This window comes from Colwellia sp. MB02u-9 (assembly GCF_014077085.1).
Lineage (GTDB): Bacteria > Pseudomonadota > Gammaproteobacteria > Enterobacterales > Alteromonadaceae > Cognaticolwellia.
The window spans coordinates 261,645-278,922 of record NZ_JACGVF010000094.1; the positions used below are offsets into that span (position 1 = coordinate 261,645).

Below are 17,278 nucleotides of genomic sequence, written 5' to 3' on the forward strand. Positions count from 1 at the left end.
TGGTCAAAATATTGCGTTTTATTATTTTAGAAGCTGACTATACACTCTAGTTCAATATTTACATCACTTTAAATAATAAAAGTGAAATGAACAGGTAGCCATTATGAAAGTAGCAATATTATCAAGAAATAAAAATCTTTATTCTACAAGACGCTTAAAAGAAGCAGGCGAAGCAATGGGACATGAAGTTGATGTTATTGATACTCTACATTGCTATATGGATATAACCAGTAGCCATTCGGCTGTGCGTTATCACGGTAAAGAATTACCTAAGTATGATGCGATTATTCCTCGTATCGGTGCTTCTGTTACCTTTTACGGCACAGCGGTTGCGCGACAATTTGAAATGATGGGCACCTTTAATATTAATGAATCAGTTGCTATTAGTCGTTCTCGCGATAAATTGCGCTCATTACAATTGTTATCACGTAAAGGTATTGGCTTACCTCGTACCGGCTTTGCCAGTAAACCTGATAATGCCAAAGATTTAATTAAAAATGTTGGTGGCGCACCTGTTGTTATCAAGTTGTTAGAAGGCACGCAAGGTATCGGTGTTGTTTTAGCTGATACTGCAAAAGCCGCTGAGTCAATTATTGAAGCCTTTATGGGCTTAAAAGCTAACATCTTGGTACAAGAATTTGTCAAAGAAGCCGGTGGTGCTGACATTCGTTGTTTAGTTATCGGTGGCAAAGTCGTTGCTGCCATGAAACGACAAGGTGCAGAAGGTGAATTTCGTTCTAACTTACATCGCGGTGGTAGTGCTGAAGTGGTGAAGTTATCAAAAGAAGAACGAGACACAGCAATTAAAGCGGCAAAAGCCATGGGCTTAAATATGTGTGGCGTAGATTTACTGCGTTCCAAAAATGGTCCTATGGTGATGGAAGTAAACTCATCTCCAGGCTTAGAAGGTATAGAAACCGCAACAGGTAAAAACATTGCCGGTATGATTTTTGAATTTTTAGAAAAAAATGCCAAACCAAACAGCAATAAAACTCGTGGTAAAGGATAAGGGTAATGATGGGTCCATTAAAAATAGGTGAATTTGTGATATTACCTGGTGAACAACGCAAGATAGACTTGCCTGTAGCCAAGTTATATACAGATGCAGACGTTTCTTTACCTGTACATATTATTCGTTCAAAAAAACCTGGGCCTACTATTTTTGTTAGTGCTGCGGTGCATGGTGATGAGTTAAATGGCATTGAAATTATTCGGCGATTAATCAGCGAAAATAAATTTAAAATCACCAAAGGAACCGTAATAGCCGTTCCTATGGTGAACGTTTATGGCGTAGTGAACCAAAGTCGCTACATGCCTGACCGAAGAGATCTTAATCGCTGTTTTCCTGGCTCAGCAAAAGGATCGCTGGCTGGGCGAGTAGCCTATATTTTTCTCAATGAAATTGTTAAACATTGCGATTACGGCATTGATCTTCACACCGGCGCAATTCACCGCTCCAATTTACCACAAATTAGAGCCGATCTATCTTGTGCAGAAACCAAAGAGCTTGCGCAGGTATTTGGCGTTCCTGTGGTATTAAATTCAAATATTATTGATGGTTCATTAAGAGAGGCGGCGGTAAAACATAATACTAAAGTATTGCTTTATGAAGCTGGAGAAGCCTTACGTTTTGATGAGTTTTCAATTCGCGCCGGCATGAGAGGCATTACTAACGTATTAAAGCATTTAGGCATGCGTAAAGCTTCGTCGACGCGCAAAAAAATTATCGCACCCTTTGTTGCTAACAGCAGTCAATGGTTACGCGCTAATGCCAGTGGCATAGTTAATCATCGCGTTCGTTTAGGTGAACAAATAAAAAAAGGTGATGTACTGGCAGAAATTGGCAGTCCGTATGGCGAAATTATTGATGTGGTGAAAGCCAGTAGATCTGGCATATTAATTGGTCAACAAAATATTCCTTTAGTACAAGAAGGTGAAGCTATGTTTCATATTGCCTACTTTGAAGAAGATGACAAACATATATTTGAGCAAATAGAGAGTGCTCAAGACAACCTACTACCAGAGAACAACGTTTAAAATAAGGTAACGTGATATGACCACAAAACAAAAAATAATTATTGGTAGTTTGGAAACTATTACGCTACCTGATTTAGCGATAACAGATATACAGGTGCGCGTTGATACCGGCGCTAAAACCTCTTCTCTACATGTTGATAACATTACAAAATTTAAAAAAAATGGTAAGGTGATGGTGCGATTTGACCTACACCCTGATGTCTATAATGTTGAAAATATGATTTCTTGTGAAGCCCCTATTCATGACATTAGAAGAGTTAAATCTTCAAATGGTACCTCAGAGCAACGCTATGTAATATCAACACCGGTAAAATTAGGTAGTGAACTTTGGCCGATTGAAATAACTTTAACTGACCGCTCAGATATGAGTTACTTAATGTTATTTGGTCGCGAGGCAATTGGTGAAAGGTTTCTTATAGACCCATCAAAAGCCTTTGTAAATTCATAACATACCATTTATTAAGGTTTTAGTATGACTATTGAACAGACTATAGAACAAGCGAAAGTGATACTTTCTCATATCGTTATTACGATATCAGAGCAACCTATCACGATAGGCGATATTCTTTTTATACCCATAATAATTTTTATGGGTATATTGTTAACCAAGTGGCTAATTAAGTTAATCAGTAGTCGTTTAACAACAAAAAAAACTGACCCTAATATTATTCACTTAGTGGAACGCGTTTTATATGTTATCGCGATAACCATTATTATGATCAGCATATTAGACTTTATGAATGTGCCGATCGCGGCTTTTGCTTTTTTGTCTGGCGCCATTGCTATCGGTTTTGGTTTTGGTGCACAAAATATTATTAATAATTTTATCAGTGGCTGGATCTTAATGTGGGAGCGCCCTATTCGTATTGGCGATTTTTTAGAAATTGAAGACTCCAAAGGCCTAGTGGAAGAAATCAACACCCGGTCAACCCGTATAAAGCGAGTAGACGGTGTACATTTATTAATACCTAACAGCAAGTTACTTGAAAACACCGTGGTTAACTGGACCTTAGTAGACCAGTTTGTTAGATGTTCGGTTAAAGTGGGTGTCGCTTATGGCTCGCCAGCCAAAAAAGTTGCGGGCTTGATTATGCAAGCAACCACAGAACAAGCTGAAGCGCTAACAGAGCCTAAACCCTTAGTTACCTTTGACGACTTTGGCGATAATGCCTTAATGTTTGAAGTCACTTTTTGGGTCAACTCAAGAGTGGAAAGTGGTTTAAGAATTGCAAAAAGCAACGTAAGATTTCGTTTGGAAGAATTATTTGAACAAGAGAATATTGTCGTGGCATATCCGCAACGAGACATACACCTTGATGGCTCATTAAAGATAATTAACAGTTAATTAACAGTTAATTATCTTTAATGATAAGCACAGCAATACTACTTTGATTAATATTGTCGCTCAACAACCGACTATTGTAATTAATAACACGGTTACCTTAGTGTAGTTAACGAGCACAAGTGGACAATAACTTAATGAAATTAACGGGTTAATTAGATTACTTTAACACTTACATCAGCTTAATTGATCGGTCAATATTTATAAATGACACGTCAAGCAAGCTGATTTTTTCATATAAAATAAGCTTAAATTCATCATCTAAAAAATAATCACCTTAAAGTTAATCAGTCGCAGATTAACTCAGTTAAGATTAATTCAGTTAAGATTAATTCAGTTCAAATTAGACAGTCTAAATTAGATAAGCAGCACTAAACTTTTTTATTTTCAAACCACAGTTTCATAAAATCCGCAGTAAGCTTTTGCTCTATCCCAAGCGCCTTTTCTGTTGGGCAAAAAATAGAAAACACCACCTGTGTATCACCAAGTTCAGAAGTAGCTACTTGAATATGAGGTTTAGGACCAGAAATGCTGATATCTAAACGATTTTCTATTAGTTGATTATAACGCATAGCCACCTCTTTAAATTCAATGCAATATAAATTTGCCTTTTCATAAAGTGTATCAATAAAAATAAAGGGATTAACACTGTCATCACGCACAATGATGAAGTGGTGCATCGCATAACGTTTTAAAAAATTCAGGTTCTTAATAACTGAGGTAATTAACTGACTGTTAGGCACATACAAGGTTTTACCTGTATATTGATAATTGTGCTTATCAACTTCTAAAAGCGTTAAATTTGCCCAGTCGTTAGAGTGCACTTCACCATAATAATTTCCTACCTGTATCCAATCACCAATGCGAAAAGGTCGACTGGATAAGATATAAATAAAGCCAATAAAGCATTGAATGAACTCTCTTGTTGCAAATACTATGGCAACAATAAAGGCCGCAATTGAAAAAGCAAACCTTTGAATTTCACTCGACCAAATATTAAAAATAAAAATAATAACTAATAAAGTAAATATATTATTTACCATATTAATTTTTAATCTTTTACTTTTCTTAGACTTTCTTTTTATCAGCTTGATTATTAATGCTTTAGTGGCATAAAAAGCCATAATGAATAGTAGAGTTAATAAGAGTTTATGTTGCAATAAAAATTCAACCATAGTGTCTATATATAAAATAATAATGGCCTTGTAATTTTTAGTTACTGATAGTAATGCTTAGTTGATGCTTAGCGGTGCTTAATAGCTCGTAATCCTTGTTAACTTTTAGCGTTAATTAACCCTCAACGACTTTATGATTAATTTTCTGTAACTGTAGCAAAGTACCTTCTATGCCCAATTTATTAAAACTGGCATTTATTTCTGCTTGTTTTGTTTGCAATAAGCTTATTCCTTCAACCTCAATATCAAAGAAAAGCCAGGCTTGTGTACTTGACTGTAATAATTTAACCACGGCTTTATTGGTTTTAGTGCTGCCAACAATGGTGATATCAACCATCGCCATTTTACCACTTTTAGAGATGGTACTTTCGCCGATATTGATCACTTCATTATCATATTTATTTAATAAATTACTATAAGTATTGATAAGCTGTAACGATAACTCAGCGATAAAAGGCTCTCTGAGTTCTTCAGGAACCTTAGTGAAATTTTTATTCAAGATTTTATAAGTAAAGTATCGGGTATCGACTTCTGGCAATAAATACTTGTTTAACACGTCTTTAATATTCGTCTTGGTTAAGGTCTCAGTTTGCTTTAATTTAATTAGCGAAGCTTCAACCTGACTAAATATCTGCTTTACCTTAGCTTTAGCATCGTCAGGAGACGCAAAAACAGTCGCTGTGATTAAAAGCGCCATGGTGAAAATAACAACACTGATCAAATTAGTGTTGTAGGTACGTTTGCTTGTCATTTCATTACTCAATAAATAATATATAAACATAATTATAGTCATTCATATCAAGCTAGCAAGCGCATTAATTTATTCGAACTAATCAAATAAATTAATTAAACGCTTCGCGGTAACAAAAATATTAACCACTTGTTCTTGTTAAGGTTAAGATGAAGGTTAACAATTAAATAAACTAGGTTATATTTTCTGTAATACCCTAAAAAATATCATTTAAATCCACTATTGGTGAACTTTAAGTTTACTTTATCCGTATTAGAATCCTTATAATATTACCTGACTCAACAATTGTTTAAAAAAAACACAAGTTAGGTTGATAATCACTTTAGCGTCTTAGGTACAGTGGCAATGTACTGGTAATCCACTTATTTATATATTATCTTAAGGCACAGTTAACCTTATTATTGCTCTTATTTCACTGCCATTATTCAGTGTTATACCTTCAATGTTAACTAATTCACTTTAAGTGATCATCTTTAGCAAATATTGTTGAGGTATGTGTATTAATTTTTAGCACCAAGGATAGGTCTTAATATTTATCTTAGGTATTTAAAACAACATATCGAGACACCATTAATGAAAAATAGTGTGACAGCAGTAACGCATACTGATATTAAAAGACAAAAATTAATTGATGCAAGTCGATTTCACAGTATACATTGGTTAATATTAATCCTTTCAACCATATTAACTATTGGGGCATGGTACATTGCTTCAGCGCAGGTTAATACAAGAGTGGCTGAACGTTTTGAGCGTGAGTCTTTGCACGTTATAGAACTTGTTAAAGAAAGAATGCAGCTATATGAACACGCCTTATGGGGAGCTGTCGCTCATGTTGATGCTAGCGAAGGTGATATTACTAACCAGCAATGGGAAAACTACAGCAATAGCCTACGCATAGACCAAACCTACCCTGGCATCAATGGCCTAGGGTTAATTTATAATGTTAAGTCTGACCAACATAATAGCTTTATTCTACAGCAGCAAAAAAGCCGACCAAATTTTAGCATCCACCCCTTATATCCCGATGAAGAACTTTGGCCAATTACCTTTATTGAGCCGTACTTAACAAATAAACAGGCTGTGGGTTTAAATGTAGCCTTTGAAAAAAATAGATACTTGGGGGTCAAAAAAGCCAGAGATACAGGTTTAGCACAATTAACCGGACCCATTACCCTGGTACAAGACGAGAAACAAACGCCTGGATTTCTTTTCTATGCCCCTTTCTATAAAAAAGGTATGCCGCACAACTCAGTAAATACTCGCCAAGCGTCGATACAAGGCGTGGCTTATGCGCCTTTTATTATGTCTAAACTTATTTCCGGCACCTTAGCTGTTGAGCAACGCCATGTTTCATTACATATTAGCGACGATGGTAAATCATTATATAATGATATAAATAATGTCGACAGTATTGAAATAGACGCTAATCCACTCTTTATTAAGCATATCGATGTTAATTTCTATGGCCGAGAATGGAAGTTTATTGTTAGTTCAAATTTATTCTTTCGAGAGGCTTCAGGTTCTAATCAACCGTATTTCATATTAGCGGGTGGTATTATTATTGATCTTTTGATACTCGCCTTGTTTATTGTACTTTCAAGAGCAAACAAGCAAGCATTAATCTATGCTGACGATATGACTCAGGAACTCAAAATTGGCACTCAACGTCTGATTAGCTCAAACCAAGATCTTGAACAGTTTGCTTATGTAGCTTCACATGATTTGAAGTCACCTTTAAATGCCATAAAAAAATTAGCCAGTTGGATCACTGAGGATTGTGAAAGCATATTACCTGAGGGCTCCAAAAAACATTTAACATTGCTTAATAGCCGCACTGACAGAATGAATAGGTTACTAGACGATTTACTCGACTACTCTCGTATTGGCCGACATGAATATAAACCTCAAAAATTTGATTTAGCCATAATAGCTAACGAGATTTTTAGTCTAATAGATCACCCAACAGGCTTTAATTTGTCGGTAGAAAAGCAGATATTACTTTTGCCTAGAACGCCAATAGAAATTATACTACGCAATCTCCTGTCAAATGCCGTAAAACATCACGATAAACCCACGGGTCACATTAAAATATTGTATAAAACAATGAATAAAATGCACCATATTAGTGTACAAGATGACGGCCCGGGTATTCCACGCGAATTATTTGATAAAGCGTTAGAAATGTTTCAAACTTTACGACCTAGGGATAAAGTGGAAGGTAGTGGTATGGGCTTGTCATTATCAAAGAAAACCATCGAATATTATGGCGGCAGTTTAACGATTGACTCCGATGGTATTACAGGCACTACCATAGTGCTTTTATGGCCCATTACAACAAAAATATAGCAACTCAATACTGGCATTAAATAAGATAAACGGATAACTGGATAAATGACTGAACAAAAAGAAGTAACGCTGTTATTAATTGAAGATGACGATGTCGATGCTATGTCTATAACGCGTGCCTTTGACAAATTGTGCCTAGGTAACACCATTATCAGAGCAACTGATGGCCTACACGGCTTAGAGTTACTGCGCAGCGGTGCTGTACCCTCTCCTTATATTATATTGCTTGATTTACAAATGCCGCGTTTAAATGGTTTAGAGTTTTTAGAAAAGATTCGTCAAGATCCACAATTAGACAAGAGTATTATTTTTGTTTTAACGACATCAAAATCAGATAAAGATATTACCGCCAGCTACCAAAAAAATATCGCGGGTTACTTTATTAAAGATCAAGTAGGAGACGGTTTTTTAGACATCGTAAAGGTGCTCAAAGGCTATTGGAAAATAGTTCTTTTCCCAGAAAGTTAAACAAATCAGCCAGACTTTTACCGTGATGATCACGAAAGGATAAAATTTGAATATTTTAATTGTTGACGACGACGTTGTCGATCGCGAACACCTTATAAGAACATTAAATAAAGCTAATAGCGACTGTCATATTGTTGAAACTGAGTCAGTAGATGAAGGCTTAGCAGCCTTCAAAGCTGAAAAGTTTGATGTGGTGTTATTAGATTACCGCATGCCTAAACGTGACGGTATTGAATTATTACTAGAGTTACGCAGCGCTTTAGTAGATCAATCTGTTGCCATTATTATGCTGAGTAATTCTGAAGAGTCAGATTTAGCGTTAGAATGCATCAAAAATGGTGCGCAAGATTTTTTACTTAAATCAGAGGTCACTTCATCAAGGTTACAACGTGCAATACTACAATCTCAAACACGCTTTGAATTAGAGAAAAAACTTTATAAAAGTTACCAAGAAGCAAGAGAGCTAGCAGAACATGACTCATTAACTGGCTTAGCTAATCGTTACGTATTTGAAGAGGCTTTACGTTTAAACATTACACAACAACCTCGTGATGACGCTAAATTAGCCTTAATATTATTCGACCTTGATAATTTCAAATTCATTAACGATAGCCATGGTCATGATATTGGCGATCTATTGTTAAAACAAGTATCCAACAGAGTCTACAAGTGCCTGCGTGAAAATGAATTATTTGCGCGTGTAGGTGGAGACGAATTTGCTATTATATTAAGCCACTTAAAATCTGTAGACAATGCAACCAGAGTAACTCAACGGATATTAAATTGTTTTGATGAGGCATTTAATATTTTAGGTATAGAAATAAAAATGGGCGCAAGTATTGGTATTGCCATATTCCCTGACAATAGCATCAGCGCTACTGAATTACTTAAATATGCCGACATTGCCATGTATCGCGCAAAAAAATTGGGTCGAAATCAAATATGCTATTTTGAAAAAAAAATGCAAGAGCAATTTTTACAACAATACCAAATTGAAGCTAATTTAGTTGGTGCTTTAGAGCGCGATGAATTTATATTACATTACCAACCTATAGTTGACACAGTCACATTACAAGTTATCGGCTTTGAAGCATTAATACGCTGGAACTTTCAAAACACCTTGCACTTTCCAGATAGTTTTATACCTATCGCTGAGTCTTCTCGTGCCATTATTGATATTGGTCGCTGGGTGATAGCCCAAGCCATATATCAAATATCAACATGGAATTTACAAAGCGACAAAGCATTATCCATCGCCATTAATTTATCAAGCGTACAATTGGCTGATAGAACATTGATCAGTTTCATCAAAAGCATAATAGAAAAATATCAGGTACCACCAGCATTGATAGAATTTGAACTCACTGAAACGGCTTTACTTGACAACAGTAGTCAAGCGATTGCGGTTATCGAATCAATTAGCCAGTTAGGTTGCCATATTGCATTAGATGATTTTGGCACTGGGTTTTCGTCAGTATCACATTTACAAAATTTCCCCATTAATACCGTTAAAATTGACAAGTCGTTAATGCTTGCCTCCAATGAGCCAAAAACACGAGCCTTAGTAGATGGCCTTACCGCTATGCTGCATTCTTTAGGCTTAAATATTGTCGCAGAGGGTATTGAAGATGAAAATAATTTACGTTTATGCCAACAACTTAATATTCAGCGCATACAAGGCTACTTTTTTTCTAAACCGTTAAGTACTGCATGCATTGAGAAGAAATATCTCTAATGCATTTCACTGCCCTACTCACGGTACCGTTTTATTTAAGCGCTTTGGTTTTGATATTTAGTTTGCAATTACCTGACCAAAAACTTAATCTGATTTTAAGATATAGCTAGGTTAAGTCACTGATTTTATTTTGCAATAAGTCTGCTCAATCAGCGTTCTTATTGATACTTTACCTAAATAGTTTTAAAAGGAAATTATGATAAATCGTCTTTTAAATACCTCAAGCATTGTTATTACGCTTTTAGTACTTTGTACGCAAGCAAGCGCCGCGTCTTTTCTAGTGCAAGATCAACATGGCTTGCCACTTAAAAATGCAGTATTGGAGTTCTCTGTAACCAATCCTGCTGCTGAGGCTGTGTCACCACCAAATACTTTGATTATGGATCAGGTTGATAAACTTTTTAAACCCGAGGTGTTAGTTATCCATCAAGGTGACTATGTTAATTTCCCCAATAGTGACAACATCAGGCATCATGTTTACTCGTTTTCATCGGTAAAACCTTTTGAATTAAAACTTTACTCAGGAAAATCTAAAGCACCATTACAGTTTGATGTTGCCGGCGTGGCTGTATTAGGCTGCAACATACACGACTCCATGATTGGTTATATTTATATTGCTAGCTCAACGCAGGTATTAATGACTAACGAGCAAGGCATAGCAAGATTAGCAGATACGGTTGCATACGATAGCGTTAATGTTTGGCATGCAAGTTCGGTGACTCGCTTAACAAATATGAGTTATGAAGATTTGTCTAAAAGCAAAAATAATAATGGCGCATTGGTGATTAATTTAGTTGTTGAAGCGCCTGAGCCACGCAATACCTTTCAAAGTATCTTCAAAAAAAATGGCCAGTAAACTTACTCTACGTAAACAAATCACTTTTCTAGGTGTGTCACTGGTTGTTTTAACGGTGGCCAGTTTATTAGCCGTGTCTTTGTGGAAAACCATATCGTCACATAACCTACAAATAAATCAACGTATTACCAGTGCTGAAAACGTATTAATAGAGTATTTACAAGCCAAAGAAGAATTACTGCTGACGGCATCAAAAGTGCTGACGGCAGACTTCGGTTTTAAGCAAGCGGTTGCCTCACGTGATCAGGCCACTATTGCTAGCGTGTTACAAAACCATGGTTCTCGAATTAATGCGAGTTTAATGGTGCTAAGTGATTTAAATGGTGAAATTATTTCTTCAAGTAATAACCAACTTACCTTTGACTCGACCTTAAGCCAAAGCTTAATGGCCATAAAACAAAACTTGAATAAAACTCAGTTAATGCTGCTTGGTGGTAATTTATACCAACTCATTGTTTTGCCTGTTGAAGCACCCAGAACCATTGCCTACTCTGTCATAGGTTTCCAAATAGATCAGGCCTTCGTTAATGAGTTAAAAAGGCTAATGACGGTTGAAGTTAGCTTTATTTATAACGATGCACTGATTATATCGACTTTGCAAAATATCGATGCCAGCCATAAAGAACATTTTAAGAAAACCGATAACTCGTGGTTACTCTTTGAAAGAAAGCTTTATGAGAACAAGCTGATAACATTTACTGATTCGCAAAATCATGAATACATTGCACAATTGTCTGTAGATTTATCTCCAAGCTATATAGAGCTTGATAAATTAGTCGCTATTACACTGTTAATTTCGCTTTTGATCATTGGCATTACCGCCATTGTTTGTAGTTTTATTGCCAGAAGCCTCACTAAACCTCTGCAGCAACTTACGCAATTAAGCCATGACTTTGCTCGCGGTAAATATGAGCATAACAGTATGATGTCAGACGGTGGTGTAGAAGTGCTCCGGCTTTACAGCAGCTTTATTCAAATGGGTAAAAAAATTGAACAACGTGAAATTAAAATTAATTATCAGGCAAAACATGACGCGTTAACCGATGTTTATAATCGCACTACTTTTCTTGAACTGCTGGCAGAAAAAATCGCCTTACATGATCATAACACTGACGGTTCATTATTGCTGATGGCAATAAACGTACGCAATTTTAAACGCATAAACGATAGTTTAGGCTCAAGCACTGGTGATCTTACCCTTAGGTCTGTTGTCGAAAGGATTAAAGCCATTTATCCAGAACAAACATTAATGGTAGGACGATTTTCAGGTACTGAATTTTGGGTGGTTATTAACCTAAAAAACAATGAAAGTTATGAGGATATTATTGAACATTTTTTACCGCCTTTAAGAGCTCCGTTAAAAGTTAATAAACTCTGGTTGAATTTAAATTATTGTCTTGGCACTTGTCTTTTCCCCGAGCAAAGTAGCGATGTAAAAGCAGTAGTGCGAAGAACGACTATTGCTTTGGAAGCTGCAAAAACAGAAAATGCAACGCTAAGAGCTTACCAAAGTGGTGAAGATGAAGCCTATTTAGAAAGGTTAAATTTACTTGAAGAACTCAGAGAAACATTAACACGTGATGATGGCGAGTTGTTCATGGTTTATCAACCCAAGCTCAATTTAGAAAACGGAAAAATAGAAAAAGTAGAGTCATTAATTCGTTGGATAAAACCGAATGGACAATTTGTCTCTCCTGAGTTATTTATTGATTTAGCTGAGCAATCGGGGCTTATTATTAAATTAACCCATTGGGTCATAGATACGGTATTTAAGCAGCAACAAGAGTGGCAAGCTAAAAACCTTAAGCTTAAGGTTGCCATCAATATATCAGCGCAGGACATGATCCATACTGATTTTATTGACTTTATTTTTGAAAAAATTTCACAATACCATGTCGATCCTAAACTTGTTACCTTAGAAATAACTGAACGAGATATTATGACTAATGAAGATTTAGTGATTAGTCGACTCACACAGTTAAAGCAGACCGGTATACAAATCTCTGTTGATGACTACGGTATTGGTGAATCATCTTTAGGTAAATTAAAGCAATTACCCATTGATGAGTTAAAAATAGATAAAGCCTTTATACTTGAATTAGACACATCAGAAAAAGACCAATACATTGTTCAATCTACCATAGAGTTGAGCCACCAATTAGGTTTTAGTGTGGTTGCTGAAGGTGTAGAAAATAAAGCGTCTCTAGATATGCTCAAAGCGATGAAATGTAACCATGCACAAGGTTACTTTATTTCACGTCCCATTAAATCAGCTGAATTACTAATATGGTTAAATGCCTATGAATAAAATATCACCCTTACTTTATGGCTGTTTTCTTGCGCTTTGCTCTGCCAACTGCTCAGCTGAAGGTAAAATATTAGCCACGCCAGGGGTTTCTCAAATTGAAGGCTCTGGCGGCGGTGGCATTGTACCTTGGGCGCAGTTAGCCGGCTATGCGACTGAAGAAAGTATCTCGGTCAGTGCGGTATGTAGTCGAGTTACTGTTAAAGACTTTTCTTTAGATAGCTGTGCTGTACAGGCAAATTTATATGACACAATAGAATTGTCGTATGCTAAACAAAGCTTTGAAGTAACCCCGCTTAAACTGCATTTAAAGCAAAATATTATTGGCGCAAAAATTAATTTATTTGGCGATTTAGTCTACTCCACTATGCCGCAAGTGAGTTTAGGCATTCAATCAAAAAGATTAAAAACCAGTGATGTCGCATTTTCATTAGGTGCAAAAAAAGATACTGGCACTGATGTTTACATCGCCGCAAGTAAACTGCACCTAGGCTTTATTAATGGTTACAACTGGTTATGGAACGTTACCGCCAGACATACTAAAAGCAATCAACTAGGCTTGCTGGGTTTTGGTGGTGCTCATGAAAAGAAAAAAATTCAATTAGAAGTTTCAAGCGCTATTTTACTTAACCGACACTTAGCCCTTGGTGTCGAATTTAGGCAAAAACCTGATAACTTAAATTTGGGTGAAGACCACTGGAAAGATATTTTCATTGCCTGGTTTCCCAATAAACATCTTAGCGTGACATTGGCCTATGTTGACTTAGGTAGTATTGCCGCCATTGACAAACAAACCGGTTGGTATTTATCAACTATGTGGTATTTATAATGAAAAATGGAATAGTGAATATGACAAAATCAATAATATTACTGCTATTAATGAGTTGTTTAGCTTGCTCTTCGCCTAGCAGTAATATTGATAGTCATAGTGATAGCCACATTGATAGTAATAATCATGCACAGACCGAGCCCAGCCTTTATCAAGAAATGGGTGAAAAGCCAGCACTTGATAACATCATTGATAATTTAATTAATATTATTGGTCAAGATGATGTGGTGTTTGCTCATTTTGCTCAAAGTAATGTCACCCGTTTTAAAGACCAACTCACGGTGTTTTTATGCCATTTAGCTGACGGTCCTTGTCAATACAAAGGTGACAGTATGAAAGATATTCATCAAGGTATGTATATCAATAAAAACGAATTTAATCATTTTGTTGAGCTTTTTATTGAGGCTATGGATAATGCAGATATTAGCTACCCAATCCAAAACAAATTATTAGCGCGACTTGCGCCACTCAGAAAAACCATCATTAAAATATAACAACTTTCTGTCAGTACACTGTCAGTACACTGTCAGTAAACTTGGGGCTAAAGCTGCTGGCATACAAGCTAATTGAAAAACAGTGTCGGTTACATGCTCCAGTATAGCGTTTTAAACCAGTAACTTTAGTGCTTGTTAAAACTTTATATGCGCAGTTAAACTAGCGGCTAAATTACTTATCGCTTTTGTCACTGTCATTGTTAGTAGATGAAAGTGGAAAAGGGCTTGTCGCCGTACCCGCATATAAACTTACGTGTGGAAAAGGTATTTCAATTCCTTGCTGATCAAACGCGTTTTTAATCTCTATATACATGCTATTTCTCAAGGTTAGAAAATTCTCTCGTATCGCCCACACTGAAAACTGAATATCAATAGAAGAGCTACCAAAGCCAGTTATGATAAAAACTGGCGCCGGCTCTTCTAAACAAATTAAATTTTTCGCCGCAATATCCATCAATATATTACGTACTTTTTCAATGTCTTCTTTATAGGCAATACCAATGATTAAATCAGCACGCCTAATCGGATATTTGGTCAGTGTGGTGACCGCGCTTTTTATCATACTTTCATTGGGAATACGGACAAACAAGTTGTCAAACGTACGTAGTTTAACTGAGAGTAAATCAATCGATATAACTTCACCGGTAATGTCGTTGACACGAATAACATCGGTAATAGAAAAGGGCCGTTCAATCATCAAGAATAAACCACTAATTAAGTTTGATGCTGACGTTTGAGAAGCAAACCCTAAAGCAACAGTAAAAATGCCCGCTGCGCCAAGTAAAATACTGAGATCAATACCGATATTATCTAAGGCTGAAATGGTAACTAAAATTAAAATACCGTAAAAAATAGTTCTTTTAAGGAATAACTGCCCATGAGCCGTCATTTTATGCTGACATACTTTAACAATAGCACTGCTGATTAAGCGCGCGATGATAAAACCAATAATAAACAATAAAGTAGCCTGAATAAAAGCAAATAAATGTGAGGCTTTTAGTAGCTCGATAAACGCTATGATGTCTTTCACAAAATCTCTCTTTTTAAGCAAACAAGCTACTAATACTGCGTATGAGTATACTTTGTTCGGTTGCGATTCTTGGGCCACTAATTAACACCGGCGATAAGGCTTCAACTGGCGCTTGCTTATCAAGATGCAGTTCAACATTAGCACTATCACCATCTCGATGCACCGAAATGCCCGTGGTCCAAAGTTGATGTTCTTCATCAGCGTATAAATGCAACAAGGTCACCGGGACATTAATGCGCTCTATGGTTAACGCCTTGCTATGGTTATTAATCACAGTAATTGGGGTTATTGCGCGATGTGGCCGTTTGTCTATATTATTAAGCTGAATACGGGCCTCAGTATATTTTGCGTAACATATTTGCCCTTCTCTTGTCGATGGACCAAACCAAGAGTCAGACGGTCGCCAAAAGGGTAAATCAAGTAAGCATTCACCTTTAGGTAATAATTGAGCCGAGAACCAAATAGGCGTGCTAACGTATAACCGTGATTTCTCACCCGCAAGTAAAGTTAAGGGTGTATCTGGGCGCGCCACTACGGCTCGGTCTGCTAGTAAAGGTAATATCCGTACGTTTTGAGACGTGCTTTGTTGCAAATATCGGCCGAATTTTGCTTCACCAATAGCGTAATTTTCATCGCCATTGCCAACAACCATTAGCTCGTTGTTATCAGTATCTGTTTCTAGATTCCAACTGTTCCATTCATTGTCTAAGCGTTTAAGAATGATGGCTCTCTCACCCAGTCGCCAGCAGCGTTGTTGTTGAAGGTCAAAAGTAAACTCGCCCCACCATGCATTATTCAGCATTTTAATTTTCTCTGTTTTATTTGCCTGTTATCTAATTTCAAAGTAGCTAATTTTAAAGTACCTAACAGCTTGTGAAACTGTATAAATTTAGCTTACTTTTCAATTAATAATTTCTTTCTATATTGATAGATTATGCTATCTTAAGTCACTTGTGTATAGACAAAATTCCGCATATATATTGGCGTTTACTGCGGTTAATTATCAACCACTTCAAGGAGGGTATCATGACAACATTACACATTGTTTTGTCTGATTTGGAAATCACTCATACCATTTTTTCTAAGATAAGCCTACTGAAAAATAAATTTTCAGCGAATGTTGTTTGGTATTTACATCATCATCAGCGCTTTTTTGATCGCCGTTATTTTTCAAATGAACTCGCCGCAATGTCAGGTAACTTACAGGCAAATCATCAAAACAAAATTGACCAAATTGAATTAAAAATTAAGCAGCACTGCCCAAAGAGCAAGGTGCATATCTGTAAAGAAAAATACTGGTCAAAGCAAGTAAATAACGAGGCTAACACACTAGATCCTGTCGTTATTATTCGCTCAAAATCTGGCCTTACCTCGGCTGATAATCAATATATTAGTAATAATCAGCATACGGTATTTATATTAAACCAAGAAAAATGGTTATCTGATGGTAAAGCCATCGGGGCAATTGACCCATTTCATGAAGATGACAGCGACAACAAGTCTGATCGTAAAGTTTATCTCTTTATGCGCCAGTGGTGCACACCCGCAGAGCAAACAGAGGCCTTTTTATTACACGTTATTCACATTCCACCTTTGGCGATTGAATACGAAAAAAAAATTGAGGCCTTGCACAAAGAACAAATATATCGTTTCGCTGAACAAGTAAAATGCGCAAAAAACTTGTTAACCTTTGTTCGTGGTACACCAGAGCATGCTTTGCTCACTTACGTTGACGATAATAAAATAGACGTAATCGTACTCGGCTGTAGAAAGCACAGCTTATTTGACAAGTGGCTCAATGGCTCAACAATTTCAGCACTTATTAGCCATCAAAATAGTGATATGGTTTTAATCAATACTCCTTAACTAGTTTTGCTGTTTTTGACTGATGAATAAAAATTATCGTTATT

16 protein-coding genes are annotated in these 17,278 nt (G+C 36.4%); 12 read left to right on the plus strand and 4 right to left on the minus strand.

What is annotated here, in order from left to right; translation table 11 throughout:
* Window positions 1–103 precede the first annotated feature (103 nt).
* Genes rimK through H4J65_RS09830 form a run of 4 tightly spaced genes read left to right on the plus strand, consistent with a single transcriptional unit; the run spans window position 104 to window position 3,382 of the window.
* Entirely contained in the window at window positions 104–1,009 is a 906-nt protein-coding gene (gene rimK / locus H4J65_RS09815) for a 30S ribosomal protein S6--L-glutamate ligase (RefSeq protein ID WP_182137843.1), read from the plus strand.
* An 8-nt stretch (window positions 1,010–1,017) separates the two neighbouring features.
* Complete coding sequence (locus H4J65_RS09820; protein ID WP_182138007.1) at window positions 1,018–2,037, plus strand: succinylglutamate desuccinylase/aspartoacylase family protein; 1,020 nt, start codon at window positions 1,018–1,020, stop codon at window positions 2,035–2,037.
* 16 nt (window positions 2,038–2,053) lie between these two features.
* A complete protein-coding gene (locus tag H4J65_RS09825; protein ID WP_182137842.1) occupies window positions 2,054–2,485 on the plus strand; it encodes an ATP-dependent zinc protease in 432 nt (143 codons plus the stop codon).
* Window positions 2,486–2,509: 24 nt separating this feature from the next.
* The gene (locus tag H4J65_RS09830; protein WP_182137841.1) at window positions 2,510–3,382 is read left to right on the plus strand and encodes a mechanosensitive ion channel family protein; all 873 of its coding nucleotides are present in this window, start codon (window positions 2,510–2,512) and stop codon (window positions 3,380–3,382) included.
* Window positions 3,383–3,750: 368 nt separating this feature from the next.
* Here H4J65_RS09830 and H4J65_RS09835 read toward each other — a convergent pair whose 3' ends face one another.
* Together H4J65_RS09835 and H4J65_RS09840 are read right to left on the minus strand one after the other, a co-directional pair.
* Entirely contained in the window at window positions 3,751–4,422 is a 672-nt protein-coding gene (locus H4J65_RS09835) for a mechanosensitive ion channel domain-containing protein (RefSeq protein WP_310649826.1), read from the minus strand.
* A gap of 247 nt (window positions 4,423–4,669) precedes the next feature.
* The gene (locus H4J65_RS09840; protein ID WP_182197937.1) at window positions 4,670–5,305 is read right to left on the minus strand and encodes a phospholipid-binding protein MlaC; all 636 of its coding nucleotides are present in this window, start codon (window positions 5,303–5,305) and stop codon (window positions 4,670–4,672) included.
* A 573-nt stretch (window positions 5,306–5,878) separates the two neighbouring features.
* On the opposite strand from H4J65_RS09840, the gene H4J65_RS09845 reads away from it, so the two are divergent.
* From H4J65_RS09845 to H4J65_RS09875, 7 genes are all read left to right on the plus strand, one after another.
* Entirely contained in the window at window positions 5,879–7,651 is a 1,773-nt protein-coding gene (locus tag H4J65_RS09845) for a CHASE domain-containing protein (protein WP_182197939.1), read from the plus strand.
* Between the two features lie 45 nt (window positions 7,652–7,696).
* Window positions 7,697–8,119, plus strand: a complete 423-nt coding sequence (locus H4J65_RS09850; RefSeq protein ID WP_182137838.1) for a response regulator — start codon at window positions 7,697–7,699, stop codon at window positions 8,117–8,119.
* Between the two features lie 46 nt (window positions 8,120–8,165).
* On the plus strand, window positions 8,166–9,854 hold the full coding sequence (locus H4J65_RS09855; protein ID WP_182197942.1) for a bifunctional diguanylate cyclase/phosphodiesterase: 1,689 nt from the start codon (window positions 8,166–8,168) through the stop codon (window positions 9,852–9,854).
* A 196-nt stretch (window positions 9,855–10,050) separates the two neighbouring features.
* On the plus strand, window positions 10,051–10,710 hold the full coding sequence (locus H4J65_RS09860; RefSeq protein ID WP_182197944.1) for a methylamine utilization protein: 660 nt from the start codon (window positions 10,051–10,053) through the stop codon (window positions 10,708–10,710).
* Window positions 10,700–13,018, plus strand: a complete 2,319-nt coding sequence (locus H4J65_RS09865; RefSeq protein WP_182197948.1) for an EAL domain-containing protein — start codon at window positions 10,700–10,702, stop codon at window positions 13,016–13,018. Before H4J65_RS09860 ends, H4J65_RS09865 begins: the two co-directional genes overlap by 11 nt.
* Entirely contained in the window at window positions 13,011–13,844 is an 834-nt protein-coding gene (locus tag H4J65_RS09870; RefSeq protein ID WP_182197950.1) for a DUF3034 family protein, read from the plus strand. The genes H4J65_RS09865 and H4J65_RS09870 overlap by 8 nt, the downstream gene beginning before the upstream one ends.
* A gap of 20 nt (window positions 13,845–13,864) precedes the next feature.
* Window positions 13,865–14,338, plus strand: a complete 474-nt coding sequence (locus H4J65_RS09875; protein WP_182197967.1) for a group 1 truncated hemoglobin — start codon at window positions 13,865–13,867, stop codon at window positions 14,336–14,338.
* Window positions 14,339–14,510: 172 nt separating this feature from the next.
* On the opposite strand, the gene H4J65_RS09880 is transcribed toward H4J65_RS09875, so the two are convergent.
* A complete protein-coding gene (locus H4J65_RS09880; protein WP_182197969.1) occupies window positions 14,511–15,368 on the minus strand; it encodes a mechanosensitive ion channel family protein in 858 nt (285 codons plus the stop codon).
* A gap of 13 nt (window positions 15,369–15,381) precedes the next feature.
* Complete coding sequence (locus H4J65_RS09885; RefSeq protein ID WP_182137831.1) at window positions 15,382–16,170, minus strand: hypothetical protein; 789 nt, start codon at window positions 16,168–16,170, stop codon at window positions 15,382–15,384.
* A 224-nt stretch (window positions 16,171–16,394) separates the two neighbouring features.
* Here H4J65_RS09885 and H4J65_RS09890 point away from each other — a divergent pair, with 224 nt between their 5' ends.
* Window positions 16,395–17,234: a universal stress protein gene (locus tag H4J65_RS09890; protein WP_182197972.1), complete on the plus strand. Its 840-nt coding sequence runs from the start codon at window positions 16,395–16,397 to the stop codon at window positions 17,232–17,234.
* Window positions 17,235–17,278: the final 44 nt, after the last annotated feature.